22 protein-coding genes and 1 pseudogene are annotated in these 24,125 nt (G+C 62.5%); 13 read left to right on the top strand and 10 right to left on the bottom strand.

The genetic code is table 11. The features are described 5' to 3' along the window. Positions 1–288: 288 nt before the first annotated feature. The 4 genes from J2Y83_RS25115 to J2Y83_RS25100 all read left to right on the top strand — a co-directional run bounded on the left by J2Y83_RS25115 (position 289) and on the right by J2Y83_RS25100 (position 6,781). Complete coding sequence (locus J2Y83_RS25115) at positions 289–2,682, top strand: hybrid sensor histidine kinase/response regulator (RefSeq protein WP_253399392.1); 2,394 nt, start codon at positions 289–291, stop codon at positions 2,680–2,682. 67 nt (positions 2,683–2,749) lie between these two features. Further along, positions 2,750–4,402: an acyl-CoA dehydrogenase family protein gene (locus J2Y83_RS25110; protein ID WP_253399390.1), complete on the top strand. Its 1,653-nt coding sequence runs from the start codon at positions 2,750–2,752 to the stop codon at positions 4,400–4,402. A gap of 199 nt (positions 4,403–4,601) precedes the next feature. Then, positions 4,602–6,074 carry an AMP nucleosidase gene (gene amn / locus J2Y83_RS25105; protein WP_164886999.1) on the top strand — a complete coding sequence of 491 codons (1,473 nt, stop codon included), beginning with the start codon at positions 4,602–4,604 and terminating at the stop codon, positions 6,072–6,074. A gap of 71 nt (positions 6,075–6,145) precedes the next feature. Then, positions 6,146–6,781 carry a pseudouridine synthase gene (locus J2Y83_RS25100; RefSeq protein ID WP_253399384.1) on the top strand — a complete coding sequence of 212 codons (636 nt, stop codon included), beginning with the start codon at positions 6,146–6,148 and terminating at the stop codon, positions 6,779–6,781. Here J2Y83_RS25100 and J2Y83_RS25095 read toward each other — a convergent pair. Next, the gene (locus tag J2Y83_RS25095) at positions 6,776–6,985 is read right to left on the bottom strand and encodes a DUF2788 domain-containing protein (protein ID WP_026140189.1); all 210 of its coding nucleotides are present in this window, start codon (positions 6,983–6,985) and stop codon (positions 6,776–6,778) included. The genes J2Y83_RS25100 and J2Y83_RS25095 overlap by 6 nt on opposite strands. Before the next feature lie 128 nt (positions 6,986–7,113). Further along, positions 7,114–7,593, bottom strand: a complete 480-nt coding sequence (locus tag J2Y83_RS25090; RefSeq protein ID WP_003194418.1) for an Lrp/AsnC family transcriptional regulator — start codon at positions 7,591–7,593, stop codon at positions 7,114–7,116. Between the two features lie 415 nt (positions 7,594–8,008). Between J2Y83_RS25090 and J2Y83_RS25085 the strand changes: the two genes are divergently transcribed. After that, the gene (locus J2Y83_RS25085; RefSeq protein WP_253399382.1) at positions 8,009–9,091 is read left to right on the top strand and encodes a DUF6515 family protein; all 1,083 of its coding nucleotides are present in this window, start codon (positions 8,009–8,011) and stop codon (positions 9,089–9,091) included. Here J2Y83_RS25085 and J2Y83_RS25080 read toward each other — a convergent pair. Then, on the bottom strand, positions 9,088–9,981 hold the full coding sequence (locus J2Y83_RS25080; RefSeq protein WP_253399380.1) for a cation diffusion facilitator family transporter: 894 nt from the start codon (positions 9,979–9,981) through the stop codon (positions 9,088–9,090). The genes J2Y83_RS25085 and J2Y83_RS25080 overlap by 4 nt on opposite strands. A 15-nt stretch (positions 9,982–9,996) precedes the next feature. Continuing rightward, the gene (locus tag J2Y83_RS25075) at positions 9,997–10,416 is read right to left on the bottom strand and encodes a polyribonucleotide nucleotidyltransferase (protein WP_253399378.1); all 420 of its coding nucleotides are present in this window, start codon (positions 10,414–10,416) and stop codon (positions 9,997–9,999) included. A 184-nt stretch (positions 10,417–10,600) separates the two neighbouring features. Here J2Y83_RS25075 and hrpB point away from each other — a divergent pair, with 184 nt between their 5' ends. Beyond that, a complete protein-coding gene (gene hrpB, locus J2Y83_RS25070; RefSeq protein WP_253399376.1) occupies positions 10,601–13,108 on the top strand; it encodes an ATP-dependent helicase HrpB in 2,508 nt (835 codons plus the stop codon). A gap of 32 nt (positions 13,109–13,140) precedes the next feature. Here the strand turns inward: hrpB and J2Y83_RS25065 are convergent, their stop codons facing one another. After that, complete coding sequence (locus J2Y83_RS25065; RefSeq protein ID WP_253399374.1) at positions 13,141–14,229, bottom strand: endonuclease/exonuclease/phosphatase family protein; 1,089 nt, start codon at positions 14,227–14,229, stop codon at positions 13,141–13,143. Between the two features lie 40 nt (positions 14,230–14,269). Beyond that, positions 14,270–14,929, bottom strand: a complete 660-nt coding sequence (locus J2Y83_RS25060) for a YciC family protein (protein WP_253399365.1) — start codon at positions 14,927–14,929, stop codon at positions 14,270–14,272. Between the two features lie 180 nt (positions 14,930–15,109). Here J2Y83_RS25060 and J2Y83_RS25055 point away from each other — a divergent pair, with 180 nt between their 5' ends. The 3 genes from J2Y83_RS25055 to J2Y83_RS25045 all read left to right on the top strand — a co-directional run bounded on the left by J2Y83_RS25055 (position 15,110) and on the right by J2Y83_RS25045 (position 17,126). Continuing rightward, complete coding sequence (locus tag J2Y83_RS25055; RefSeq protein WP_253399363.1) at positions 15,110–15,862, top strand: DUF2076 domain-containing protein; 753 nt, start codon at positions 15,110–15,112, stop codon at positions 15,860–15,862. Between the two features lie 129 nt (positions 15,863–15,991). Next, entirely contained in the window at positions 15,992–16,468 is a 477-nt protein-coding gene (locus J2Y83_RS25050; protein WP_017848308.1) for a LabA-like NYN domain-containing protein, read from the top strand. Positions 16,469–16,514: 46 nt separating this feature from the next. Then, positions 16,515–17,126 (top strand): 3'-5' exonuclease, encoded by a 612-nt coding sequence (locus J2Y83_RS25045; protein ID WP_253399361.1) that lies wholly within the window; start codon positions 16,515–16,517, stop codon positions 17,124–17,126. Positions 17,127–17,281: 155 nt separating this feature from the next. Here the strand turns inward: J2Y83_RS25045 and J2Y83_RS25040 are convergent. Continuing rightward, a pseudogene (locus J2Y83_RS25040) lies at positions 17,282–17,452 on the bottom strand (DUF3077 domain-containing protein); the annotation flags it as partial. Between the two features lie 270 nt (positions 17,453–17,722). Between J2Y83_RS25040 and J2Y83_RS25035 the strand changes: the two are divergent. Next, a complete protein-coding gene (locus tag J2Y83_RS25035; protein ID WP_253399359.1) occupies positions 17,723–17,995 on the top strand; it encodes an acyl carrier protein in 273 nt (90 codons plus the stop codon). Positions 17,996–18,094: 99 nt separating this feature from the next. Here J2Y83_RS25035 and J2Y83_RS25030 read toward each other — a convergent pair whose 3' ends face one another. After that, positions 18,095–18,556 (bottom strand): Lrp/AsnC family transcriptional regulator, encoded by a 462-nt coding sequence (locus tag J2Y83_RS25030; protein ID WP_247405006.1) that lies wholly within the window; start codon positions 18,554–18,556, stop codon positions 18,095–18,097. A 160-nt stretch (positions 18,557–18,716) separates the two neighbouring features. On the opposite strand from J2Y83_RS25030, the gene yedA reads away from it, so the two are divergent. Both yedA and J2Y83_RS25020 read left to right on the top strand, forming a co-directional pair. Next, positions 18,717–19,613 carry a drug/metabolite exporter YedA gene (gene yedA / locus J2Y83_RS25025; RefSeq protein WP_253399352.1) on the top strand — a complete coding sequence of 299 codons (897 nt, stop codon included), beginning with the start codon at positions 18,717–18,719 and terminating at the stop codon, positions 19,611–19,613. 60 nt (positions 19,614–19,673) lie between these two features. Next, complete coding sequence (locus tag J2Y83_RS25020) at positions 19,674–21,008, top strand: DEAD/DEAH box helicase (protein WP_126588946.1); 1,335 nt, start codon at positions 19,674–19,676, stop codon at positions 21,006–21,008. Between the two features lie 111 nt (positions 21,009–21,119). Here J2Y83_RS25020 and J2Y83_RS25015 read toward each other — a convergent pair whose 3' ends face one another. After that, positions 21,120–22,358 carry a TIGR03862 family flavoprotein gene (locus tag J2Y83_RS25015; protein ID WP_253399350.1) on the bottom strand — a complete coding sequence of 413 codons (1,239 nt, stop codon included), beginning with the start codon at positions 22,356–22,358 and terminating at the stop codon, positions 21,120–21,122. Between the two features lie 171 nt (positions 22,359–22,529). Beyond that, positions 22,530–23,450 (bottom strand): histone deacetylase family protein, encoded by a 921-nt coding sequence (locus tag J2Y83_RS25010; RefSeq protein ID WP_253399348.1) that lies wholly within the window; start codon positions 23,448–23,450, stop codon positions 22,530–22,532. A gap of 76 nt (positions 23,451–23,526) precedes the next feature. Here J2Y83_RS25010 and J2Y83_RS25005 point away from each other — a divergent pair, with 76 nt between their 5' ends. Beyond that, positions 23,527–24,096 carry a GNAT family N-acetyltransferase gene (locus tag J2Y83_RS25005; RefSeq protein WP_253399346.1) on the top strand — a complete coding sequence of 190 codons (570 nt, stop codon included), beginning with the start codon at positions 23,527–23,529 and terminating at the stop codon, positions 24,094–24,096. The last annotated feature ends 29 nt before the right edge of the window (positions 24,097–24,125 follow it).

Below are 24,125 nucleotides of genomic sequence, written 5' to 3'. Positions count from 1 at the left end.
GGTGCGCGAGCTTACCACCAAACGCTTTTGGCGTGGCCGTCTGGCGATGCCTGAATTTTGTCTGTATCCGTGGGTATTTATGGCTGTTTGCTAGTATCGATTTTTAGTTGAAAAAGTCGCCGAAAGCCTTGTTCTAGAGCCTCTGTAAAAATTATCTCGATGGTGTCCAATGGCCTTTAACGGCTATGCTAAAGTGGATTCAAATAACTTACTGTATCGCCGGTATACGTCTTCTCAAAAGGAATGGGGGGTTATTTGACATAACCGGACAGGCCACGCTGGGGCTCTATGCGCTATTTGCTGATTTTATTGTTGTGCGGGCTACCGTTGTTCGCCAACGCCATTGAGTTCACCCAAGACACTCGAAGTCTGCCCTTGGGCCGTGCCATGCAAGTGCTCGAAGACCCGACTAACGCCCTGACCATCGCCGATGTGAGTGCTCCCGCCGCCGCCACACAGTTCAAACCCCACGACAAGGACACCCTCAACGCCGGCTATTCGCGCTCGGTGTTCTGGCTCAAGGTCAACCTGCGCTACCTGCCCAAGCAGCCTGAAGCCCAGCGCACCTGGCTGCTGGAGTTAGCCTATCCGCCCCTCGACCACCTTGACCTGTACCTGCCCGACAGCACCGGCAACTACCGCCTGGCCGGTCGCACCGGGGATGCCCTGCCGTTTTCCAGTCGCGAGATTCGCCAGAACAACTACTTGTTCAAGGTCGACTTCACGCCGGGCGAAACCAAGACCGTCTACCTGCGCCTGCAAAGCGAAGGCTCGATCCAGGCGCCGCTGACGCTGTGGTCCAGCACCGCCTACCTTGAGCAGCAACCGCTGCGCCTGTACGTATTGGGCCTGATCTATGGCGTGTTGCTGGGGATGCTGGTGTACAACCTGTTCATCTACCTCAGCGTGCGCGACACCAGCTACCTTTATTACATCTTCTACATCGCCTCGTTCGGTCTGTACCAGTTGTCGGTGAACGGCGCGGCGGTGGAGTATTTCTGGCCGAACAACCCCTGGTGGGCGAATGCTGCGACGCCCTTCCTGATCGGCTCGGCGGCGTTGTTCGGCAGCTTGTTCGCCCGCAGCTTCCTGCACACCGCCCAGCACAGCCGCTGGATCAATCGCCTGTTGCTGGGGTTGGTGGCCTGCGGCGCGGTGGTGATGCTGCTCTCGCTGATGACCAGTTACGCCCTGGCGTTGCGCCTGGCTACCGGTCTGGCGCTGGTGTTTACCGTGACCATCTTTGTCGCCGCCATCAAGGCCTGGTACTGCGGGCAGCGGGTGGCGCGCTATTTCATCATTGCCTGGTCGGCGTTCCTGCTGGGCGGTGTGGTCAACACCCTGATGGTGCTGGGCTACCTGCCCAACGTGTTCCTCACCATGTACGCCAGCCAGATCGGCTCGGCGATCGAAGTGGCGCTGTTGTCCCTGGCCCTGGCGGATCGCATCAACAGCATGCGTGAGCAACAGGCGCAGACCCTCTACGACGCGAGCCAGAAGCTCGAAGTGCTCAACCAGCAACTAGCCCGCAGTAACCGGCTCAAAGACGAGTTCCTCGCCACCCTGACCCACGAACTGCGCACGCCGATGAATGGCGTGATCGGCTCCCTTGAGCTGATGCAGACCGTGCCCCTGGACGACGACCTGGCGCAGTACCAGCAAACCGCCGCCGGCTCGGCGCGGGACATGATGCGCATGGTCAATGGCATTCTCACCCTCACCGAATTGCAGGCCGGACGCCTGAGCGCCCAGCCCAAGGTGTTCAGCCTGCGCGGCGTGCTCGACACCTTGCGCCAGCAGTTCAGCGCCAGCGCGCAGAGCAAAGGCCTGGCCTTTTCCATCGATGTCGCCGACGAGTTGCCCGACCGCCTGCGCGGCGACGCCGACAAACTCAGCCAGTGCCTGGATTGCCTGTTGGACAACGCCTTCAAGTTCACCCACGAAGGCGCCGTGCGTCTGCGGGTGGTCGGCGTGCCCCTGAGCGACGGCGGCGTGCGCCTGAGTTTTATCGTCACCGACACGGGCATCGGCTTTGCTTTTCTCGACGAGGCCACCCTGTACCAGCGTTTCTTCCAGCTCGATGGCTCGACGACGCGCGAATACGGCGGCCTGGGGATTGGTTTGGCGATCTGCCGGCAACTGATCGAATTACTCGGCGGGCGCCTCACCCATCATTCCGAACCACGCAAGGGCAGTCGCTTCCAGTTGGAACTGGCGGTCGCCGTGCTGCAGCTCGAGCCACGCCCGGCGAGCCCTGAGCGCGAACGCGCGCCTGCGCAGTGCACCGTGCTGTTGGTGGACGACAACAGCGTCGGCCAGTGGGCGGTGCGTGGCATGTTGCTCAAGCTCGGTTATCGGGTGAAAACCGTCGACAGCGGGCCGGCAGCGTTGGCGGCATTGCAGGGGGAAACATTCGACGCGGTGCTGTTGGATACACCTGAAGACGGCTTCTCGTTGTGCTGTCAGATTCGTGCGTTGCCCGGCTGCGGCGAGTTACCGGTGATCGCCCTGGGCGCCACGCTGAATGTGTCTGAACGTGAGCGCTGCCATGGCATCGGCATCACCGAACGCCTGGTCAAACCGGTACGTTTCGACGCGCTGCAGGCGGTATTGGAGCGCCGGCTGTTGTGTCCCTCAGAGGGCGAAAGCGCCGGACATTCGGCGCGTATGCCACTTTTTTAAGCGAGATGATGGTGCTTAACTGAAATTCGGGCCGCAACCCAGATGGCCTTTTTCCAGGAGGCCCGTCATGAACCTGCATCAGTTCGCCGAAACCCACGACGTCACCAACCAGCCGCCCTCCCTGGACGGCGTCAACCTGTACCGCATCGACGTGCCGCTGCAAGACTGGTCGCGCCGCTTCGGCGCCGGCTGGGCCGCGCCGCGCATCGATGCCTACGGTGCGCTGGCCGGCGGGCCGCTGATGGCGGCCGGGTTTCTGGCGAATCAGAACAAACCACAGTTCAGCAGCCATGACCGCTATGGCCATCGTATCGACCTGGTGGAGTTTCACCCGGCCTACCACGAGCTGATGCGCACTGCCGTCGAACATGGCCTGCCATCGCTGCCGTGGGCGCATCCACAATCCGGCGCCCATGTGGCCCGTGCCGCCCTGACTTACCTGCACAGCCAGGCCGAAGCCGGCACTGGCTGCCCGTTGACCATGACCTTCGCCTGCGTCCCGGCCCTGCGCCTGCAACCGGACCTGGCGCAGACCTGGCTGCCGAAAATCCTCAGCACCGACTACGACCCGCGCAATGTCGGCATCGCCCACAAGGCTGGCGCCACCATCGGCATGGCGATGACCGAGAAACAGGGCGGCACCGACGTGCGCGCCAACACCACCCGTGCTTACCCCGTGGGCGCGGGCGGCCCCGGCCAAGCCTATGAACTGGTGGGGCACAAGTGGTTTTGCTCAGCGCCGATGTGCGATGCGTTCCTCACCCTGGCCCAGACCGACAAGGGCCTGACCTGCTTCCTGCTGCCCCGGCACCGTCCGGACGACACGCGCAACCAGTTCTATATCCAGCGCCTGAAAAACAAACTCGGCAATTGCTCGAACGCCTCCAGCGAAGTCGAGTTTCGCGGCGCCCTGGCCTGGATGGTCGGCGAAGAAGGCCGTGGCGTGCCGACCATCATCGAAATGGTCGCCATGACCCGCTTCGATTGCATGGTCGGCTCCAGCGCCTTGATGCGCCAGGCGCTGACCCAAGCCAGTCACCATTGCGCCCATCGCTCGGTCAGCGGTCGCGTACTCAGCGAACAACCTCTGATGCAAAACGTGCTGGCCGACCTGGCGCTGGAAAGCGAAGCCGCGCTGGCCTTGAGCCTGCGCATGGGCCGCGCCCTCGATCATTTGGGGGATGAGCAGGAAGCCAAATTCTCCCGGCTGGTGACGGCGGTGGGCAAGTATTGGATCTGCAAGCGCGCGCCCGCGATGATCAACGAAGCCGCCGAGTGCATGGGCGGTGCCGGTTATGTGGAGGACAGCATCCTGCCGCGCTTGTATCGCGAGGCGCCGGTGAATTCGACGTGGGAAGGTTCCGGCAATGTGCAGTGCCTGGACGTGCTGCGCGCATTGTCGAAAGAGCCGGGTGTGCTGGAAGCGCTGTTTGTCGAACTGGGGGACGGGCATGGCGACAGGCGGTTGGCGCAGCATATCGAGCAACTGAAAGCGGCGTTCATGGACACCCAGGACATCCAATACCGCGCACGGCAACTGACCGAGGACATTGCCGTGGCGTTGCAGGCCAAGTTGTTGCTGGAGGCCGGGAATGCGGCGGTCAGCGATGGGTTCATCGCCAGCCGGCTGGGTGAGTCGTCGGGGCGCGTGTATGGCGCCTTGCCTCGTGGGGTGGATGTTGAGGCGATTGTCGCGCGGTCCACGCCACAGGCCCTTTGAATACACGCGGTCAACATGTGGGAGCTGGCTTGCCTGCGATCGCGGTGTGCCAGCCTCCCGTTATGGCAATGACCCACCGCTATCGCGGGCAAGCCCGACTCCCACAGGGACTGAGCTCTTCTTGAGTAGGCATGCCAATTCAAAGTTTGCGTCTGACAGGGATACAGGCAAGATAACGGTCTGCAAGTCAGCACACAGGATGCTTACCGTGACCGAAGCTTTTGTTGTCGTTCAAACCGCCGAAGAAGCCGTCGACCGGCTGGCGGCTCTGCATGAGCGTGCTACCGGCGCGCTCAATCAAGCCCTCAAGCAATACCTCAAGGACCGCGTCGAGCCCGACGCCGAACAACGCGCGATGTTTCGCTACCCGGAGCTGCGCCTGACTTACCAGTGCCACGGCGAAGTCCCACAGACCACCCGGGCGTATGCCAAGGTCCAACTGCCGGGGACTTACAGCGTCACCGTCACCCATCCGTCGGCGTTCCGTAAATACCTGCTGGAACAATTGGTGCCGTTGATGCACGACTTCACCGTGACGGTGGAAGTCGGCGTCAGCCAGCAGAATATTCCTTATCCCTATGTGGTCGAGCAGGGCGACGAACTGGCCGGCTCCGGCGTGACCGCCGCGACCCTGGCCCGTGTGTTCCCCAGCACCGACCTGTCGGCCGCCACCGATGGCATCGCCGACGGCCTGTACGACTGGGAAAACACCGACCCGCTGCCCCTGGCCCTGTTCGATGCGGCCCGCGTGGACTTTTCCCTGCGCCGCCTGGTGCATTACACCGGCAGCGACTGGCGCCATGTGCAGCCGTGGATTCTGCTGACCAACTACCACCGCTATGTCGACCAGTTCATCCTGCATGGCCTGGAGCAATTGCGCAGCGACCCGCGTTTTATCCGCATGGTGCTGCCGGGCAATGTGATCATCGACAAGAGCATGGATCACGGCGAAGCGTCCGCCATTGCCGCAGGCGTGGTCTGGCACCGTTACCAGATGCCGGCCTATCACCTGCAGGCCACTGACGGCCACGGCGTGACGCTGGTCAACATCGGCGTCGGCCCGTCCAACGCCAAGAACATCACCGATCACCTGGCCGTGCTGCGTCCGCATTGCTGGCTGATGATCGGCCACTGCGGCGGCCTGCGCCAATCCCAGACCATCGGTGACTACGTCCTGGCTCACGCCTATATGCGCCGCGATGGCATTCTCGACCGCGTGGTGCCGCCGAACATTCCGATCCCGGCCCTGGCCGAAGTGCAAATGGCCTTGCAGCAAGCGGCGGCCAACGTCACCGGCGAAAAGGGCGAAGAACTGAAAAAACGCCTGCGCACCGGCACCGTGCTGACCTACGACGACCGCAACTGGGAACTGCGTTGGGCCCAGGAGCGTCCGCTGATCAACCTGTCCCGCGCCGTCGCCGTGGACATGGAAAGCGGCACCATCGCCGCCCAGGGCTATCGTTTGCGTGTGCCCTACGGCACCTTGCTGTGCGTGTCGGACAAGCCGTTGCACAGCGAGATCAAGCTGCCGGGCTCGGCCAACGCGTTCTATGAGCGGGCGGTCAGCCAGCACTTGAAGATCGGCATCGAGGCGGTCGACCTGTTGCGCACCGAGCTCAACTCGCTGCACTCGCGCAAACTGCGCAGCTTCGACGAGCCGCCGTTCCGCTAAGCGGTTGGGATGGTCATTTAGCGGTCAGGCCACTAGCATTGTCGGTCCTGACCGTTAGATGTTCCTTCGCCATGTCCCGTCCCACCCGTCCCGATTCGCGCCGCCCTGGCGTGAAAGCCCCGTATTCCGCAGCTCGTCGCGTCGCCAAGGCGCCACCGGCCGAGCCGAAGCTGATCCTGTTCAATAAACCGTTCGACGTACTGACCCAGTTCAGCGACGAAGGCGGGCGGGCGACCCTCAAGGATTTTATCGACATCCCCGGCATCTACCCGGCGGGCCGCCTGGACCGTGACAGCGAAGGCCTGTTGTTGTTGACCAACGATGGCCAATTGCAGGCGCGCATTGCCGACCCCAAGCACAAGTTGGCGAAAACCTACTGGGTGCAGGTGGAAGGCGAACCCACTGAAGAACAACTGCAACGCCTGCGCGACGGGGTGGAGCTCAACGACGGCATGACCTTGCCCGCCGAAGCCCGGCGGTTGGACGAGCCTGAGTTATGGCCACGCAACCCGCCGGTGCGCTTTCGCAAAAGCGTGCCGACCCACTGGTTGGAGTTGGTGATTCGTGAAGGGCGAAACCGCCAAGTGCGGCGCATGACAGCGGCGGTGGGGTTGCCCACCTTGCGCCTGGTGCGCGTGCGGATTGGCGAGTGGTCCATCGACGGCCTGGATCAGGGCCAATGGAAGGCCGTACCGGCGCGTTTATAAGGCGCCGGACTCGATCAGGCCGATCACCACGCTCTTGATGACGAACGCGGCCACGCCCAGGCCCAGCACGAAAAACAGGATGAACGAGCCGAAACGCCCAGCCTTGGATTTCTTCGCCAGGTCCCAGACGATGAAACCCATGAAAATGATCAGGATCGTGACCAGGCCGGTCATCATCCATTCTTCAAATAGCGCGGGGTCAATCGAGTTCATTGGTTTCTTCCGACGGGGCAGGCGGCAAGTATACGGCAGTGCTCGGGCTAGGCATTGACCTGCGTCGGTGCGTCGCAGGCAGACTTAAATCCCCCTCCCACATTTGACCTTCACCGATCTTAAGTGCGCAGGTGGGTCAGTGGTAACTCGGTGCTGTTGAGCACCTGGTTCAGCACAAAGCTCGAACGCACGCTGGTGACGCCTTCAATGCGGGTCAGGTGGCCCAGCAGCAGCTTCTGGTAGTGATCCATGTCCGGCACCACGACTTTCAACTGATAGTCGGCATCCATCCCGGTCACCAGGCTGCATTCCAGCACCTGGGGCAGGGTGCGGATGGCCGCTTCGAAGTTCTCGAAGCGCTCGGGGGTGTGTCGGTCCATGCCGATCAGCACGTAGGCGGTGAGGCTCAGGCCGAGCATCTTGCGGTCGAGCAGGGCGACCTGGCGGGCGATGTAGCCGTCGTCCTCCAATTGCTTGACCCGGCGCGAGCAGGGCGACGGCGACAGCCCGATACGCTCGGCCAACTCCTGGTTGGAGATCCTCGCGTCGCGCTGCAATTCCGCCAAAATACTCAGGTCGTATCGGTCAAGTTTGCTCATGGGGCTGGCCTTTGTCGTAACTATTGCGGTGAATTATCCCTTAAGGGTTAAAAATTGCGCAAGCACTGTTTATTGACGCAATCTTCGCAATCATCTGCCGGAGCGCTGCGCCTATGATTACCAACAGAATCACCGCCTGGACATAGTCCACAGCAGCTCGCCCAATCAGGCCCGCTGCGGCCGCCACCCCAGCAGGGTTGAGCCGGCCTCCAGGCTGCACACTGTCCACAAGACGGCGTGAGGTGAGCCAACGTCATAAGCGTTGAGCCCGGACGAAGTTCTCAAGGGGTGGCCGACGGGTCGCCCCTTTCTTTTTGCCTTAAGAAAATTGTTCTCGTGACTGATAACCTGTGCCAGAACCGGGCGAGGCTTTTCCAGTCTCATTGATAAGCCCTAAACCGCAGTGAGGAAGAGCATGAAGCGCATCTGGCGAATGGCAGGTGTTGGTTTGCTGGTGGTCAGCGTCAGCGCGCAGGTAACGGCCGACGAACGTGATAATTCACCCGGTCAGGGCCAGGGGCAGCGGCCGCAGGGCGGCGGCGGGCAGCATGAACGCGGCCTTGAAGGTGGCGGGCGGCCCGAGAATAATCAGCCGCGTCCGCAGACCGCGCCGTCACGGCCTGAGAACAATCAACCGCGCCCGGAGAACCCGCATTTTGATCGCGGTGGGCCGAACGGCGGCGGTCAGGGGCAAGGCCGGCCACAGGGCAATGAGCCGGGTCGCCCGGCGCCGCAGCCACAACCATCGAACAGCCTGCCGATCCAGGGTCGCCCCGATACCGTGCGCCAGACCCAGGAGCCGCGCCAGGGTTACTACCGCGACATCCCGCGCCGCAACGACGGCAATCAACATTGGGAGGCGGGCGGCCCCGGTTCACGTCCAGGCAACAACGACGGCGGCTACCACAATGGGCGTCCCGGTGATAATCGCTGGCCAGGTCGCCCCGATGGGCACGGCAACGGCTGGGGCCCCGGTCCGCAATATCGCCCGGGCTATATGGTGGATCGCTTTCCCGAGCGTAATTACCGTGTGCCTTACCGTGGTCAGGATTATTTCTTCTCCGGCGGCTACTGGTATCGCCCGCAAGGCCCGCGCTATGTGGTGGTGGCGCCGCCGTATGGCATTCGCGTGCATTACCTGCCGGACTACGCGCGCGAAGTGTGGGTGGGCAGCGCGCTGTTCTTCCTCGCGGCGGGTGCCTATTACACCTACGAAAGCAGTTCCCAGCAGTACGTGGTGGTGGAACCGCCGACCGCGGTACCGGCACCGCAGCCGGCGCCCCAGGGCAATGGCTATGACGTGGTGGCCTATCCCGCCAACGGCCAGTCACCGGCGCAGGTGCAGCAGGATGGTTACGACTGTTATCGCTGGGCTGTGCAGCAAAGTGGCTTTGACCCGCAAGCGGTCACCTACGCCCCGGACCCGGCAGTGGTGCAAGCCTATCGCCAGGCCCAGGGCAACTGCCTGAGCAGTCGCGGCTACCAGGTGCAGTACTAGGCCTGGGCGCCGCTCACCACGTCCAACGGGTCGGCGTGTACCAGCACTTCGGCCCGTGGGTAGGCTTTGTGAATGGCATCGGCGGCCTGGTCGCTGATGCCGTGGGCGACAGACAGCGTCAACTCTCCCGGCAATTCCAGGTGCAACTGCACAAACCAGTGGTTGCCGGAGATCCGCGTGCGCAAGTCGTGGGCGCCCAGCACGCCGGGTACGCCACGGGCCAATTCCAGCATGTGCTGGCTGACGTCCGGCGGCAGTTCTTCGTCCATCAACACGGCAAAACTTTCCCGGGCGATCTGGATCGCGCTCCACAGAATGTAGGCCGCGATGCCCAGGCCAAACCAGGCGTCGATCTGATGGAAACCGAAACCGGCCAAGACCAGCGCAATCAAAATGCTGCCATTGAGCAGCAAGTCCGAGCGGTAGTGCAGCGAGTCGGCGCGCACGGCGCTTGAGCCGGTTTCCCGCACCACGTGGTGTTGCAGGACCAGCAGGGCCACGGTCAGCGCCAGGGACAAAATAATCACCCCAATGCTCAGCCACGGCGCCCCCACGGGCTCGGGATGCTTGATCCGTTCAAATGCCTGCAGCGCAATCAGCACCGCACTGCCGGCGATAAACAATGCCTGCGCCATACCGGCCAGCGACTCCGCCTTGCCATGCCCATAACGGTGATCGTCATCGGCCGGGCGCAGGGCGTAATGCACTGCCAGTAGGTTGAGCAGTGAGGTGACGCCATCGAGCAGTGAGTCGGTCAACCCGGCGAGCATGCTCACCGAGCCGCTGAGCCACCAGGCGATGGCCTTGGTCACAATCAGCACAGAGGCCACGCCAACCGAAGCGCGGGTGGCCAGGCGCAAGAGCCGGGCGTGTTCGGGACTGCTGGTCATAAGCGGATCAGATCCTTAGGCGGACGGTTGTAAGCCGAGGGCGGCCAGTTGTTGCACGCTGCCCTTGAACTGGATCATGCGCGGGTCGTCCAGCGGCAAGGTGCGGCCGGTTTCCTGCTGGATGATGGTCTGCAGCTTGGCCGTGTCGACCTTGCCGTCGGCGCCGATGGCTTGGTGCAGTTTCTCCGGGGCGACTTGTGCGGTCTTGCCCGGTTCGAAGTAGATCGCGCCGGTGGCGAAGTCGACGCCGAAGGCGATCAGGCCGGGGATCACGTAGAACAGCAGGCCCACGGCATCGAGCACGGCAATCGTCGGGTCGATCTTGCCGTCGATCTGGCCGCGGCGGTCAGGGTAGAAAATCGAACCGCAGGCCGTCAGTTGGCTCAGCAGCGTGACGGCGACGATACCGCCGATGACCCGGGAAGCGATACGCATGAGAAAAACTCCTGTCAGTCACTGTAGGAGCGAGCTTGCTCGCGAAAGACGTTAACGATACCGCGTGCTGCCTGAATGTGCGTGGTGCTCTGTGATTTTTCGCGAGCAGGCTCGCGCCTACGGGAGACCACCACCGGTATCCGACAGTTCGCCGTTATACTCGCCGCTCTGCTTTGGAGCCAGTATGAATTCGTTGCCGATCGATGATGTTTTACCCGCCTTGCGTGACGCCTTGGCGAATCGCCATGAAGCCGTGCTGGAAGCGCCGCCCGGCGCCGGTAAAACCACCCGCGTACCGTTAGCCTTGTTGAATGAGCCTTGGCTGGCCGGGCAGACCATCCTGATGCTCGAACCGCGCCGCCTGGCCGCGCGCGCCGCCGCCGAGCGCCTGGCCAGCGAGCTGGGGGAAAAGGTCGGTGAAACCGTTGGTTATCGCATCCGCCTCGACAGTAAAGTCGGCCCCAACACGCGCATCGAAGTGGTCACCGAAGGCATCCTCACCCGCCGCCTGCAGGACGACCCGGCGCTGGACGGCGTGGGCCTGCTGATCTTCGACGAGTTCCACGAGCGCAGCCTCGACGCCGACCTGGCGCTGGCCCTGAGCCTGAATGGCCGCGACCTGTTTCGCGACGAGCAGCCGCTGAAAATCCTGCTGATGTCCGCCACCCTCGAAGGCGAACGCCTGGCCGCGTTGTTGGATGACGCGCCGATCCTGCGCAGCGAAGGGCGCATGTTCCCGGTGCAGATGCGCTGGGGGCGGCCGTACCAGGTCGGTGAGTTTATCGAGCCGCGCCTGGTGCAGACCATCCTCGACGCGCTGCAGGACGAAACCGGCAGCGTGCTGGTGTTCCTGCCCGGCCAGGCGGAGATCCGCCGGGTCAACCAGCAACTGGCGGACGCTCTGGGTGATCGCGCCGATGTACTGCTCTGCCCGCTGCATGGCGAACTCGACCTGAACGCCCAGCGTGCCGCCATCGACCCGGCGCCCGCCGGCAAGCGCAAAGTGGTGCTGGCCACCAACATCGCCGAGACCAGCCTGACCATCGATGGCGTGCGCGTGGTGATCGACGCCGGGCTGGCACGTGTGCCGCGTTTCGACCCCGGCAGCGGCATGACTCGCCTCGACACCCAGCGCATCTCCCGCGCCAGTGCCACCCAGCGTGCCGGTCGGGCCGGGCGCCTGGAGCCGGGCGTGTGTTATCGCCTGTGGTCCGAGGACCAGCACGAAGGCCTGGCCGCCTATGGCAGCGCGGAAATCCTCGCGGCCGACCTCGCCGGGCTGGCCTTGCAACTGGCGCGTTGGGGCGTTACGCCCGCGCAGTTGGTGTGGCTCGACGTGCCGCCCACTGCCGCGTATGCCCAGGCCCAGGACCTGCTGCAACGCCTTGGCGCCTTGAATGACGACAAACTGACCGCCCACGGCCAGAAGATGGCCGAGCTGCCGGCCCATCCGCGCATCGCCCATCTGTTGCTGCGTGGGCAGGATTTGGGGCTGGCGGCCACCGCGTGTGATGTCGCGGCGCTGTTGGGCGAGCGCGATATCCTGCGCGGGGGCGGGGCGGATTTGCACAGTCGCCTGGCGTTATTGTCCGGTGAAGAACGCGCACGCGGCACCCAGGGCGGTGTTCAGCGCGCCAAGCAGTTGGCCCGGCAATATCGCGGCTATTTGCGCGGCCAGGCGACCAAGCCGGTGGCCGACCCCGAACATCCGCGTTGGCTCGGTGCGCTGCTGGCGTTGGCGTATCCCGACCGCGTGGCCCAACAACGCCGCCCCGGCGGCGCCGAATACCGCCTGGCCAATGGCCGCGCCGCAGTCTTCGCCGAGGCTGACAGCCTGATGAAACAAGCCTGGCTGGTGATTGCCGACCTGGGCAGCCGCCAGGGCCAGCGCGAAGAACGCATCTACCTGGCGGCGGATTTTGATCCGACGCTGTTCGACACGGTGCTCGCCGAACAAGTGCGCAACGTCGATCAATTGGATTGGGACGAGCGCGAAGGCGTGCTGCGCGCCGAACGCCAACGCAAAGTCGGCGAACTGGTGCTCAGCCGCGAACCCCTCAGCGGCCTCGACGAAAATGCGCGCAGCCAGGCGCTGGTCAACCTGGTCCGGCGCAAAGGCCTGGAGCTGTTGCCCTGGACCCCGGAACTGCGCCAATGGCAGGCCCGCGTGAGGCTACTGCGCGAGCTCGACACCGGCAAAACCAGCGAATGGCCCGACGTCAGCGACAGCGCCTTACTCGCCAGCCTGGAACACTGGCTGATGCCCTACCTGGGCAAGGTCTCGCGCCTCAGCCATTTCGCCAACCTGGATATTTCCAGCTACCTGCACAACCTGTTGCCCTGGCCGCTACCCCAACGCCTGGACGAACTGGCGCCGCAGCATTTGAAGGTGCCGTCGGGCTCCTCGGTGCGTTTGGACTACAGCGAGCATCCGCCGATTCTGGCGGTGCGCCTGCAGGAATTGTTCGGCCTGGCGGATACACCGCGCATTGCCGGCGGGCGCCAGGTGGTCAAGTTGCACCTGTTATCACCGGCACGACGGCCGGTGCAGGTGACCCAGGATCTGGCGAACTTCTGGCGCAGTACCTACGCCGAGGTGAAGAAGGATCTGAAGGGGCGCTATCCCAAGCATTACTGGCCGGATGACCCGTTGGTGGCCGAGGCGACGGCGCGGATCAAACCCAGAAAGTAAGCGTGACAGCGATTCAAATGTGGGAGGGGCGGTTACTGCGCGGCCGGCAGCAGAAACCGTGCAATGACCGGCAAATGGTTGGAAATGCGCAACGTATCCGCCTGGCGCACCTTCGCCTCCACCCGCTTGATCCGCGAACTGTAGAACAGGTAATCGACGGTGCGATCCGGCCCGTCAAGGCTCGGGTCATTGGGAAAGTGCGTCAGCCACTTCTCACGATCAATCCCGCTGGATTCGCTGTTGCTCGGGATCATCGGGTATTTGTCCCACAGCAGATGCAGTTCGCTGTCTGGCGAATACTGCCCGCGTTTACCGGCATCCAGGCGCAGGAATTGCCCCAGTGGCAGCACATTGAAATCCCCGCCGATCAACCAGGGCGTCCCGCGGCCCTCGAATTTGTCGAGTAGTTTCACCGTGGCCTGGACTTGTTCCTGCACCGCACTACGACCCGGCTCGTCGCCTTCCAGACGGGTGTTGAGCACCGCCAGTTGGCCGCCGTCACTCAGCGGTAGGTAGGTCAGCAGCAACGCCGGTTTGGGTTGGAACTGACGGCTGATGAAGTTGGCGTGCGGCACGGGCAGTTGCAGGCGTTCGGCGTGTTCGATCTGGTAGCGACTGAGGGTCACCAGCTTGCGGCCGACGCTGCCAAAGATATGCAGGTTGGGGATAAAGTCGGCTTTCCAGTCGAACGCCTGGGCGCTGCAGGGGTAGAGGTCGGCCAGGCGCTCCTGGAGCAGCTTCACCTGGTCTTGGTAGTGGGACGGCTTGGCGCCTTCATCGAGTTCCTGCAACAGCAGGATGTCGGGCTGTTCGTCGCGAATCACCCGGGCCACCTCGTCGAGGCTGAAGGCCATGTCTTCGACGGTGGGGCGGTCGTCCGGGCCGCTGCCGTCGGCGGTGTCGTACCAGAACACGTAGTTCTTGCCGGCCAGGTACTGCACGTTCCAGGTCATCACCTTGAGCGCCTGCCCGGGCAGCAGGGTCGGCGCACGCGGCGCGATGCAGCTAACGGGCAGGGTTTGCTTGTCGGCGGGGCGCCAGGTCAGGCTGTAGATCAGGGCCGTCAGCAGGCCTGCAATAAGCAGCAGGCCCAGCAAGGTGATGCGCAAGAAACGGGTCATCGGCTCGGCTTATAGCGTGTCAGGAGTGGCCCCGAGCATATCACCGCACGTCGGCATCGCCACCGATCAGCATGAATAAACGGAACAGCACCACACTGGTAAACAGCTGCAGGAAGCTGTGCGCACTGTCGATCAGCACCCCCAGCAACGGCGCGGGCTCGGGATACGCCGCCATGCTGGCGCCTTTGAGCAGCCACAGCGGCGTCATTACGCACAGCAGGCACACCAGGATTCGCCAGAAATGCCCACGGGTCAGGCGTAAACTTTCCTTCATCGCCTGCAGTGCGGGCATACCGCGCAGCACCAGCAGGTACTCGGCAAACGCGAGCACCACCATCAGCCACAGGCCCGGTAGGAAATACAGCGACAGCCCGAGCAGTATCAGCAGCGTGCTCATCGCCGTCAGCAGGGCGAAGCGCGGCCACAGGGCCAGGGCCATGGCCCACACATCCTGGGTGCGCGGCGATTCGCCACGGGTGCGGGCGTCGAGAAACAGGATCAGCGCGCCGGTGTACAGCGGATACACCAGCAACCCCACTATCACGCTGTAGCCGGGGAATGCGTCCGGGCCGAGCGTATGGTCGAGCACCTGTTGCAGCAGGGCTTCGAGGATCACCAGCGGCAGGCATAGCTGGACGATGGCGCCCAGGTTGTGCCGGGTGAAGCGGAAGGAGTCGCGCAGTACGTCTAACGGATTCATCAGAGTCATCACAGGCCGAAAAAAGCAGGGGCACACTTTAACCGATAGGTGCCGTGAGCAAGCAAACGTAAACCTTGAGTAAAGACCATTGAAACAACTGGTAACACCCCCATAACTAGGAGGACCGGGCCTGATCACAGGCCGGACCATGATTTCTACCGGCAATCTAACGAGGTCGCCATGAACAGCGAAGAGCAAACCCTGATCGATGGACTGTTTTCACGGCTGCAACAAGCCGAAACGGATTCAGCCCCCCGCGACGCCCAGGCCGAAGCGCGGATCAAGGAGCATATGACGCGCCAACCGGCGGCCGGGTACTACATGACCCAGTCGATCCTGGTGCAGGAACACGCGCTCAAGAGTCTCGACGCGCAGAACAAGCAACAGGCGCAACAGATCCAGCAATTGCAGGATGAACTGCAGCGGGCCAAGTCCCAGGCGGCACAACCGGCGCCGAGCGGTGGTGGCTTTCTGTCGAGTATTTTTGGCGGCGGTCCCCGAGATACACAACCGACACAGAGCGCTCCGGCCTCTTCGGGCGGCGGCTGGCGTGAACCGGCACGGCCCGCTTTTGGACAGCCCGCGCCGCAACAAAACTACGCAGCGCCGCAGCAGAATTACCAACAGCCACAACAACCCGCCGCCCCAGTCGGCAGTGGTTTTCTCGGTGGCGCCCTGAAAACCGCCGCAGGCGTAGCCGGTGGCGTGATGCTGGCTCAAGGTATCAGCAGTCTGTTCAATCACAACTCGCAACAGCCGCAGGTTGTGGAAGAAATCATCCGTGAAGAGCCGGCGCCCGCCAGTGACAACGGCAACTGGGGCAACGATGACCAGAAATTCGCGGGCAATGATAGTTGGGGCAGCGACAACGCCTCGGACAGCTTCGCCGATAGCGATTCCTCTTCCTTCGACGACGACGATTCCTTCGTCTGACGCACCCAGGCCCGGGGCGCTTTGCCGCCCCGGGCTGATTTTTCCCGGAAACTTTCCCGTGACTGGCATACTGGCAACCTTTGCGGACCTTCGCGTCCGGGGTCCAAGCGGCAGTCATGGGGAAGTGCGGTGAAGAAAATTGCAGTGTTCGCCGATGTGCAAAACCTCTACTACACCGTGCGCCAGGCGTATGGCTGTCACTTCAACTACGCGGCCCTGTGGGCTGACATCAGCTCGCGCGGGCAGATCGTCGAGGCGTATGCCTATGCCATCGACCGTGGCGACAGCAAGCAGCAGCAATTCCAGCAGATCCTGCGCAACCTGGGCTTTACCGTGAAGCTCAAGCCCTACATCCAGCGCAGCGACGGCTCGGCCAAGGGCGACTGGGACGTGGGCATCACTATCGACATCATGGACGCCGCCGCTAACGTTGACGAAGTGGTGTTGGCGTCCGGCGACGGTGACTTCGACATGCTGCTCGACCGCATCATCCACAAGCATGGCGTCGAAGCCGTGGCCTACGGCGTACCGGGGCTGACGGCCAACTCACTGATACGCGCCGCCAGCCGCTACGTGCCGATCGAAGGCGCGTTGCTGCTCAAATAAGCGCTGCGGCTCAATAAATAAATGCTTAGACGGAGTTGGAACAGGTTTGGAACGTATAGCGGTCATCGACTTTGAAACCACCGGCATCACCCCGAGCAGCCACTGCCGGGCCACGGAAATCGCGGTGGTCATCCTTGAGCGCGGCCAAATCGTGGACCGTTACCAGAGCCTGATGAACGCAGGTGTGCGCGTGCCGGGCTTTATCGAACAGCTCACCGGCATCAGCAACGCCATGCTGCGCAGCGCGCCACCGGCCGAGCGGGTGATGAACGAAGTCAACGAGTTCGTCGGCACCACGCCGCTGCTGGCGCACAACGCCGCGTTCGACCAGAAGTTCTGGGACTTCGAACTGGGCCTGATCCGCCGCACCCGCCTGCAAAAATTCGCCTGCTCGCTGCTATTGGCCCGTCGCCTGATGCCTGCGGCGCCCAACCATAAACTCGGCACCCTCAACAGCTACGCCCAACTGCCCCACACCGGCCAGGCGCACCGGGCCATGGCGGATGCGGAGATGGCGGCTAACTTGACGGCGCACCTGGCCGAGCAACTGCGGCGTACCCATGGCTTGCGCGAGCTGTCCCATGACTTGTTGTGTTCGTTGCAGAAAGTGCCGGCGGCGAAGATCAATGAGCATTTGAAGAAGCATCGCGGGTTCTGAGCCCGAGCGCGCTTTCAAGAACAATGAAACTCCAAATGTGGGAGGGGGCTTGCCCCCGATAGCAGTGGATCAGTCAGCTTATGTGTAGCTGACCCACCGCAATCGGGGGCAAGTCGAATCGTCGCACCGCCCCTCCCACATTCGTTATGTGTGGTTCAACGAGGTTGCACACACTCCAGCGCCCGATCCACCACCCCCTTTGCCATTTCCACCAAATGCATCACCGCCCGTTGCTGCGCGTTCATCGCCTCTCCCGGCAAGTGCGCAGTTTTCACCGCGCAATGCAGCAAGTCCGCCGCATGGGCGAGGGCATCTTCGAGGCTCATGAAAGGGATTGGTCTTGCTGGCCATTGAAATAGCGGCTCTTTGTGGGGGGCTTTTATCCGCTGTTTGAATAGTCAGTAGGCTTCAACCTGCTGCCCCGTCGGACCTTTCTGTATTTCCCCTCCTCCCGTCAATCGCCTTTTGCTGCGATTTAACATCTTGCCCTTCATATACGAACAAGGACTACATCGGACGAGGCATTCCCTTCGTGGCTGCGGGGTTGGCTGTCTTTGATCTAATCAGTATTGGTAAGTGTGCCTATGAGGCAAGAAATGCAAAGTAATCTGACCCGAGCCGAGATCAGCGAAAAGGTCATTCAACTGTTCGTCGATATCATCGGCTTCATCGACCGCAGCCAGGTGACGGAGCAAACGGATTTCATCCATGACTTCAAGATCATCGATGACGATTTGACTTGCTTCGTCATGCAGATCAAGTGGCAATTCAAACTGCGCGCGACGCAGGCAGATTGGGATCACATCACCACCCTTGAGCAAATTGTCGACTTGATCGTTCAGCGTTCAAGTCTGCAGTGCGGCCTCTGACGCCATCGGGGGCAAGCCCCCTCCCACCTTAATAGATGAACACATTCAAAATGTGGGAGGGGCGGTGCTACGATTCGATTTGCCCCCGATGGCGCTGGATCAGCCACCACTTTTCCCATTCCCCTCCAACTGCCCCAACGGCACCCGCCGCTCTATCGCGCTCGACAAAATGATCGAGGTCTTGCTGAACCCGAACTTCGCTATCCGATTAATCAAACTCTCCAGCTCCGGCATCGAGCCCACTGCCGCTTGCATGATGACGCACGGGTCGCCGGTCACCCGGTGGCATTCGGTCAGTTCGGGGATTTCGGCCAGGGCGTCGTACACCTTCTGGCTGCCATGGTTGGTCAGGCGCAGTTCGATCACACACTGGATCGGCAAACCCACTTTGGACAGATCCACCTTGGCCTGGTAGCCGGTGATCACGCCGCTGGCTTCCAGCTTGGCCACGCGTTCGGCCACGGCGGGGGCGGAGAGGTTGACCGTGCGTGCGAGTTGCGCGAAGGAGGCGCGGCCGTCTTCGAGCAGGGCACTGAGGAGCATGCGGTCGTATTTGTCCATGAAAAGGCTCCAGCGCTAAGCGGCTTTCGAAAACATGGTTTATAGCCCTCATAACCATGCTTTGAAAAGTGTATGGGCGGTTTAAACAGGTTTTGTAACTTATGTTTATGCGCCTGCCTTTTTAGAATAAGCCTCTCTTTTTCTGCCGCAGAGCTGCCCAATGCCTGGCCCACGTCGCTTTCCCTTACCGTTGATCGCCGCCTTTTTTGCGTTGTACGTGATTTGGGGGTCTACCTACCTAGTGATCCGGATCGGTGTGGAGTACTGGCCGCCGCTGTTGCTGGCGGGGATTCGGTTTTGTACGGCGGGTGCGCTGATGTACGCGTTTTTGCGCTGGCGCGGGGTGCCGGCGCCGACGTGGGCGCAATGGAAAGCTGCCGGGATGATCGGGATTTTGCTGCTCACCTTCGGTAACGGTGGTGTCACATTGGCGGAGCATGCGGGCGTGTCGTCCGGGGTCGCCGCGCTGGCCGTGGCGACCGTGCCGCTGTTCACCTTGCTGTGTGGTTACTTCTGGGGCGCGCGCAATACCCGGCTGGAATGGGCGGGGGTGATTCTGGGCATTGTCGGCATCGCCATGCTCAACATGGGCAGCACATTGCAATCGAGTCCGATCGGCGCGGCCTTGCTGCTGTTTGCCGCTGCCTCGTGGGCGTTCGGTTCGGTGTGGAGCCGGCAACTGTCGCTGCCCCAGGGCGCCATGGCCAGTGCAGCGGAAATGCTGGTGGCCGGTGTGGCGCTGTTGATTGGCAGTGCGCTGTCCGGTGAGCACCTGCAAGCCATGCCGCCGCTGGAAGGCTTGCTGGCCCTGGCCTACCTGACGGTGTTCGGTTCGATCATTGCCTTCAACGCCTACATGTACCTGCTCAAGCACGTGCGCCCGGCGGCCGCGACCAGCTATGCGTATGTCAACCCGGCAGTGGCGGTGTTGTTGGGGATCGTGTTTGTCGGCGAGTCCATCGGTATCGAGGAGGCACTGGCCATGTTGGTGATCATCAGCGCCGTGCTGTTGATCAGCCTGCCCCAGTGGCGAAAGCCTGGGCCGAAAATAAGGTAAACTGCCGCGCATAACGCCTTTTTACCCGCTTAGGCGCTGAATTTTCCCTACGGTAAACACATGACTTTCGCCACACTTGGCCTGATCGAACCCTTGCAGCGCGCCCTTGAGACGCTCGGCTACCAGACCCCGACGCCGGTGCAGGCGCAAGCCATTCCGGCGGTGCTGGCCGGCCGCGACCTGATGGCCGCCGCCCAGACCGGCACCGGCAAGACCGCCGCTTTCGCCGTGCCGCTCTTGCAACTGCTGACCATGGAAGGGCCGAAAGTCGCTGCCAACTCGGCGCGTGCGCTGATCCTGTGCCCGACCCGCGAGCTGGCCGAGCAGGTTCACGCCAGCGTTGCTGAGTACGCCCAAAACCTGCCGCTCACCACCTACGCGGTGTACGGCGGCGTGAGCATCAACCCGCAGATGATGAAGCTGCGCAAAGGCGTCGACGTGCTGGTCGCCACGCCTGGCCGCCTGATCGACCTGTTTCGCCAGAACGCGCTGAAACTCAATCAACTGCAAACCCTGGTGCTCGACGAAGCCGACCGCATGCTCGACCTGGGCTTCTCCGAGGAGCTGGCGAATATTTACCGCATGCTGCCGAAAAAGCGCCAGACCCTGCTGTTCTCCGCGACCTTCTCCGATGAAATCCGCACGCTCGCCGGGCAAATGCTCAACGACCCGCTGAGCATCGAAGTCAGCCCGCGCAACGTCGCCGCCAATACCGTCAAGCAATGGGTGGTGCCGGTCGACAAGAAGCGCAAGCCGGAGCTGTTTGTCCACCTGATGCGCAAGGGCCGCTGGAAGCAGGTGCTGGTGTTCGCCAAGACCCGCAACGGCGTGGATGCGCTGGTGGATAAACTGCAGGGCTTGGGCATCAATGCAGACGGCATCCACGGCGACAAGCCACAGGCGACCCGCCAGCGTGCGCTGGACCGCTTCAAGTCAAGCGATGTGCAGATCCTGGTGGCCACCGACGTGGCGGCCCGTGGCCTGGATATCGAAGACCTGCCGCTGGTGGTCAACTTCGACCTGCCGATCGTGGCTGAGGACTACATCCACCGTATCGGCCGCACTGGCCGAGCGGGCAACACCGGCGAAGCGATTTCCCTGGTGTGTGCCGATGAAGTGAACATGCTGTCGGCCATCGAGATGCTGACCCGTCAGACCTTGACCCGACATATGGAGCAGGATTTCGAACCGGAACACCGTGTGCCGGATACCGATGCCAGCGGGCAGGTGGTGAAGAAGCCGAAAAAGCCGAAGAAACCCAAGGCTTCCGGTGGTGGCGGTAAGCGCAACCTGGGCAAGTGGGTGGACAGTGGTGAGGTAGCGCCGGCGGAGCCGTCGATCAAGCCGGTGCGCAAGGTGCCGGTGTTCAATACTGGGCCGCGTAAGAAGAAGTGATTTTTCGGCGCTGCTGAAGGCCTCATCGGGGGCAAGCCCCCTCCCACATATTGATCGGGTTCACATAGTCAAAATGTGGGAGGGGGCTTGCCCCCGATGACGGACTTGAGTTCACCGCAAATCTGAAGTGTTCAACCATTCCAACATCCCCCGCCCGGCCGCTCTGCCACTGGCAAAACACCCCGTCAGCAAATACCCGCCGGTCGGCGCCTCCCAATCCAGCATCTCTCCCGCACAAAACACCCCCGGCAACTGCTTGAGCATCAACCGCTCATCCAGCGCCTCAAACGGCACGCCACCCGCCGTACTGATCGCTTCATCCATCGGCCGGGTCTGCACCAGGCTCAGGGGCAATGCCTTGATAGCCACAGCCAACTGCGCCGGGTCGTTGAAGTGTTCGGCGGGTGCCAGTTCGCGCAACAACGCCGCCTTCACCCCATCCAACCCCAACTGGCTGTGCAAATGCTTGCTCATCGAACGCGAGCCACGCGGTTTCGCCAGCGCGGCCTGGACCTTGTCCAGCGGCTTGCTCGGCAGCAGGTCGATATGCACCGTGGCCGCGCCCTCGCGATTGATCGCTTCACGGATCGGCGCCGACAGCGCATAGATCAGGCTGCCCTCGATGCCGGTGGCGGTGATCACGCACTCGCCCAGGCGTGGCTTGTCATCCCCCAGGCCAATGGCGACGTTTTTCAACGGCGCGCCGGCGAATTTGCTGACCATCAGTTCGCTCCAGGCCGACACCTCGAAGCCACAATTACTTGGCTGTAACGGCGCGCAGGGCACGCCTTTAGCTTCCAGCCGCTTGAGCCAGGTGCCGTCGGAGCCCAGGCGCGACCAACTGCCGCCGCCAAGGGCGAGCAGCACGGCGTCGCTGTGGATGGTTTTTTCGCCGTCCGGGCTGTGGATAAGTAAACCGCCGTCCGCGCTCCAGCCCAGCCAGCGATGGCGGGTGTGGATAACCACGCCGTGGTCGCGCAGGCGCTTGAGCCAGGCACGCAACAGCGGGGCGGCTTTCATGTCTGTAGGAAACACCCGGCCGGAGGTGCCGACAAAGGTCTCGATGCCCAGGCCATGAATCCATTCGCACAGCGCTTGCGCACCAAACGCACGCAGCAACGGCGCCATCTGCGGCGCACGTTCGGCGTAGCGTGACAGGAACGCCGGGTAAGCCTCGGAGTGGGTGATGTTCATGCCGCCCACGCCGGCCAGCAGGAACTTGCGCCCCACCGAGGGCATGCCGTCGTACACGTCCACCCGCAGGCCCGCCTGGCTCAGGACTTCAGCGGCCATCAGGCCGGCAGGGCCGCCGCCGATAATAGTGACGTGTTGAGCAGGGGTGTGAGGCATGGGCAGGGCTACGGTCGCGTGAATAGGCCGAGCATTCTACCCGAGGACGGCGCAAGTTCCTGATCAAAAAACGTACAGCTTCCTACAGGCTATGCAGTTACTGGCTTTCAACGCTTTACGCTCAAGTTATCCACAGGCCGTTCCACAGGCATTGTGGGTAACGCTCACACTTCAATGACAACCTGATGACGTCCACACCCGTTGCGCGCTGTGGTGCAGGATGCCGTGGCGGCGAGCCAGGGCCGGGCGATCTTTGCTGTAGCCGCCGCCGATCACGCCCACCACCGGAATGTCGCGACCCAGGCAATGGCGCATCACGCTTTCATCGCGGGCGGCGAGGCCTTCGTCTGTCAGCTTGAGGTAGCCGAGGGCGTCATCCTTATGCACGTCGACGCCCGCGTCGTACAGCACCAGGTCCGGCTGGTACAGCGGCAGCAGGTAGTTGAGCGCGTCGTCCACTACCTTGAGGTACTCGGCATCCCCCATGCCCATGGGCAGCGGGATGTCCCAGTCGCTCTGGGCCTTGCGCGCCGGGAAGTTCTTTTCGCAGTGCAGCGACACGGTGATCGCGTCTGGCGTGTCATGGAGGATACGTGCAGTGCCGTCGCCCTGGTGGACGTCGCAGTCGAAGATCAGCACGCGGTTGACCCGGCCGCTGGCCAGCAGGTATTGGCTGATCACGGCCAGGTCATTGAAGATGCAAAAGCCCGCCGGGTAGTCGTAGTGGGCGTGATGGGTGCCGCCCGCCAGGTGGCAGGCCAGGCCGTGTTCCAGTGCCTGTTCCGCCGCCAGGATCGAACCGCCCACCGCACGCACGGTACGCCGCGCCAGGGCTTCGCTCCAGGGCAGGCCGAGGCGCCGTTGGTCTTCGCGGGACAACTCGCCGCTCATGTAGCGTTCGATATACCCAGGTTCATGGGCCAGGGCCAGAATCTCTGCCGGGCACAGCGCTGGGCGCAGTAATTGGCTGTCCTGGGTCAGCCCGGTGGACACCAAGTGGTCACGCAACAGGCGGAACTTGTCCATAGGGAAGCGGTGGTCCGCCGGGAATTCGGGGCTGTAGTCATCGTGATAGATCAATGGCAAAGGCATGGGATTTTCTGACGGGAACCTGCGACGGATCTTAACAGCGCGGTACACTCACGCACATGGCAAGGGAGGGGGACCCATGGAGCCGATACTGGAATTGGAAAGCGCACGCCTGGTGTTGCGCCAATGGCGCGATGCCGACCTGACGGAGTTTGCGCACATGTGCGCCGACCCGCAGGTGATGCGTTATTTCCCGGCCCAATTGGACCGCCTGGAAAGCGCCGCATTGATCGGCCGGATTCGTGGGCATTTCGCCGAATACGGCTTTGGCCTGTGGGCCTTGCAGCGCAAGGACAACGGCGCATTTATCGGCCTGACCGGGTTGCAGAATGTCAGCTTTGAAGTCGGCTTCACCCCTGCGGTGGAAATCGGCTGGCGCCTGGCTCGCGAGCATTGGGGCCTGGGGTATGCCAGCGAGGCGGCATGGACCGCGTTGCGCTGTGGTTTCGACCGCTTGCAACTGGACGAAATCGTCGCCTTCACCACCCAAACCAATCTGCCATCACAAAAAGTCATGCAAGCCATCGGGATGCATTACGATCCCCTGGCAGATTTTGAACACCCCAAGGTCGCAGTTGATGACCCGCTGCGCCCCCATGTTTTGTACCGCATCACCCGCGCCCAATGGTTGGACACGCTGCACGGATAAGCAGCCCGGAATGCCCCATAGATTGTAGG

It is taken from the genome of Pseudomonas marginalis (assembly GCF_024169655.1).
In the GTDB taxonomy this organism is placed as follows: Bacteria; Pseudomonadota; Gammaproteobacteria; order Pseudomonadales; family Pseudomonadaceae; genus Aquipseudomonas; species Aquipseudomonas paraveronii.
This window is presented reverse-complemented; position numbering and strand designations above follow the sequence as displayed.

Excerpts from the sequence above, each read along its gene's own strand:
- hrpB (WP_253399376.1), top strand. The coding sequence starts at position 10,601 with ATGAATTCGTTGCCGATCGATGATGTTTTACCCGCCTTGCGTGACGCC.
- J2Y83_RS25110 (WP_253399390.1), top strand. The coding sequence starts at position 2,750 with ATGAACCTGCATCAGTTCGCCGAAACCCACGACGTCACCAACCAGCCG.
- amn (WP_164886999.1), top strand. The coding sequence starts at position 4,602 with ATGCTTACCGTGACCGAAGCTTTTGTTGTCGTTCAAACCGCCGAAGAA.
- J2Y83_RS25010 (WP_253399348.1), bottom strand. The coding sequence starts at position 23,450 with ATGCCTTTGCCATTGATCTATCACGATGACTACAGCCCCGAATTCCCG.
- J2Y83_RS25065 (WP_253399374.1), bottom strand. The coding sequence starts at position 14,229 with ATGACCCGTTTCTTGCGCATCACCTTGCTGGGCCTGCTGCTTATTGCA.
- J2Y83_RS25075 (WP_253399378.1), bottom strand. The coding sequence starts at position 10,416 with ATGCGTATCGCTTCCCGGGTCATCGGCGGTATCGTCGCCGTCACGCTG.
- J2Y83_RS25055 (WP_253399363.1), top strand. The coding sequence starts at position 15,110 with ATGAACAGCGAAGAGCAAACCCTGATCGATGGACTGTTTTCACGGCTG.
- J2Y83_RS25060 (WP_253399365.1), bottom strand. The coding sequence starts at position 14,929 with ATGAATCCGTTAGACGTACTGCGCGACTCCTTCCGCTTCACCCGGCAC.
- J2Y83_RS25005 (WP_253399346.1), top strand. The coding sequence starts at position 23,527 with ATGGAGCCGATACTGGAATTGGAAAGCGCACGCCTGGTGTTGCGCCAA.
- J2Y83_RS25080 (WP_253399380.1), bottom strand. The coding sequence starts at position 9,981 with ATGACCAGCAGTCCCGAACACGCCCGGCTCTTGCGCCTGGCCACCCGC.
- J2Y83_RS25030 (WP_247405006.1), bottom strand. The coding sequence starts at position 18,556 with ATGGACAAATACGACCGCATGCTCCTCAGTGCCCTGCTCGAAGACGGC.
- yedA (WP_253399352.1), top strand. The coding sequence starts at position 18,717 with ATGCCTGGCCCACGTCGCTTTCCCTTACCGTTGATCGCCGCCTTTTTT.
- J2Y83_RS25090 (WP_003194418.1), bottom strand. The coding sequence starts at position 7,593 with ATGAGCAAACTTGACCGATACGACCTGAGTATTTTGGCGGAATTGCAG.
- J2Y83_RS25035 (WP_253399359.1), top strand. The coding sequence starts at position 17,723 with ATGCAAAGTAATCTGACCCGAGCCGAGATCAGCGAAAAGGTCATTCAA.
- J2Y83_RS25115 (WP_253399392.1), top strand. The coding sequence starts at position 289 with ATGCGCTATTTGCTGATTTTATTGTTGTGCGGGCTACCGTTGTTCGCC.
- J2Y83_RS25015 (WP_253399350.1), bottom strand. The coding sequence starts at position 22,358 with ATGCCTCACACCCCTGCTCAACACGTCACTATTATCGGCGGCGGCCCT.
- J2Y83_RS25085 (WP_253399382.1), top strand. The coding sequence starts at position 8,009 with ATGAAGCGCATCTGGCGAATGGCAGGTGTTGGTTTGCTGGTGGTCAGC.
- J2Y83_RS25100 (WP_253399384.1), top strand. The coding sequence starts at position 6,146 with ATGTCCCGTCCCACCCGTCCCGATTCGCGCCGCCCTGGCGTGAAAGCC.
- J2Y83_RS25020 (WP_126588946.1), top strand. The coding sequence starts at position 19,674 with ATGACTTTCGCCACACTTGGCCTGATCGAACCCTTGCAGCGCGCCCTT.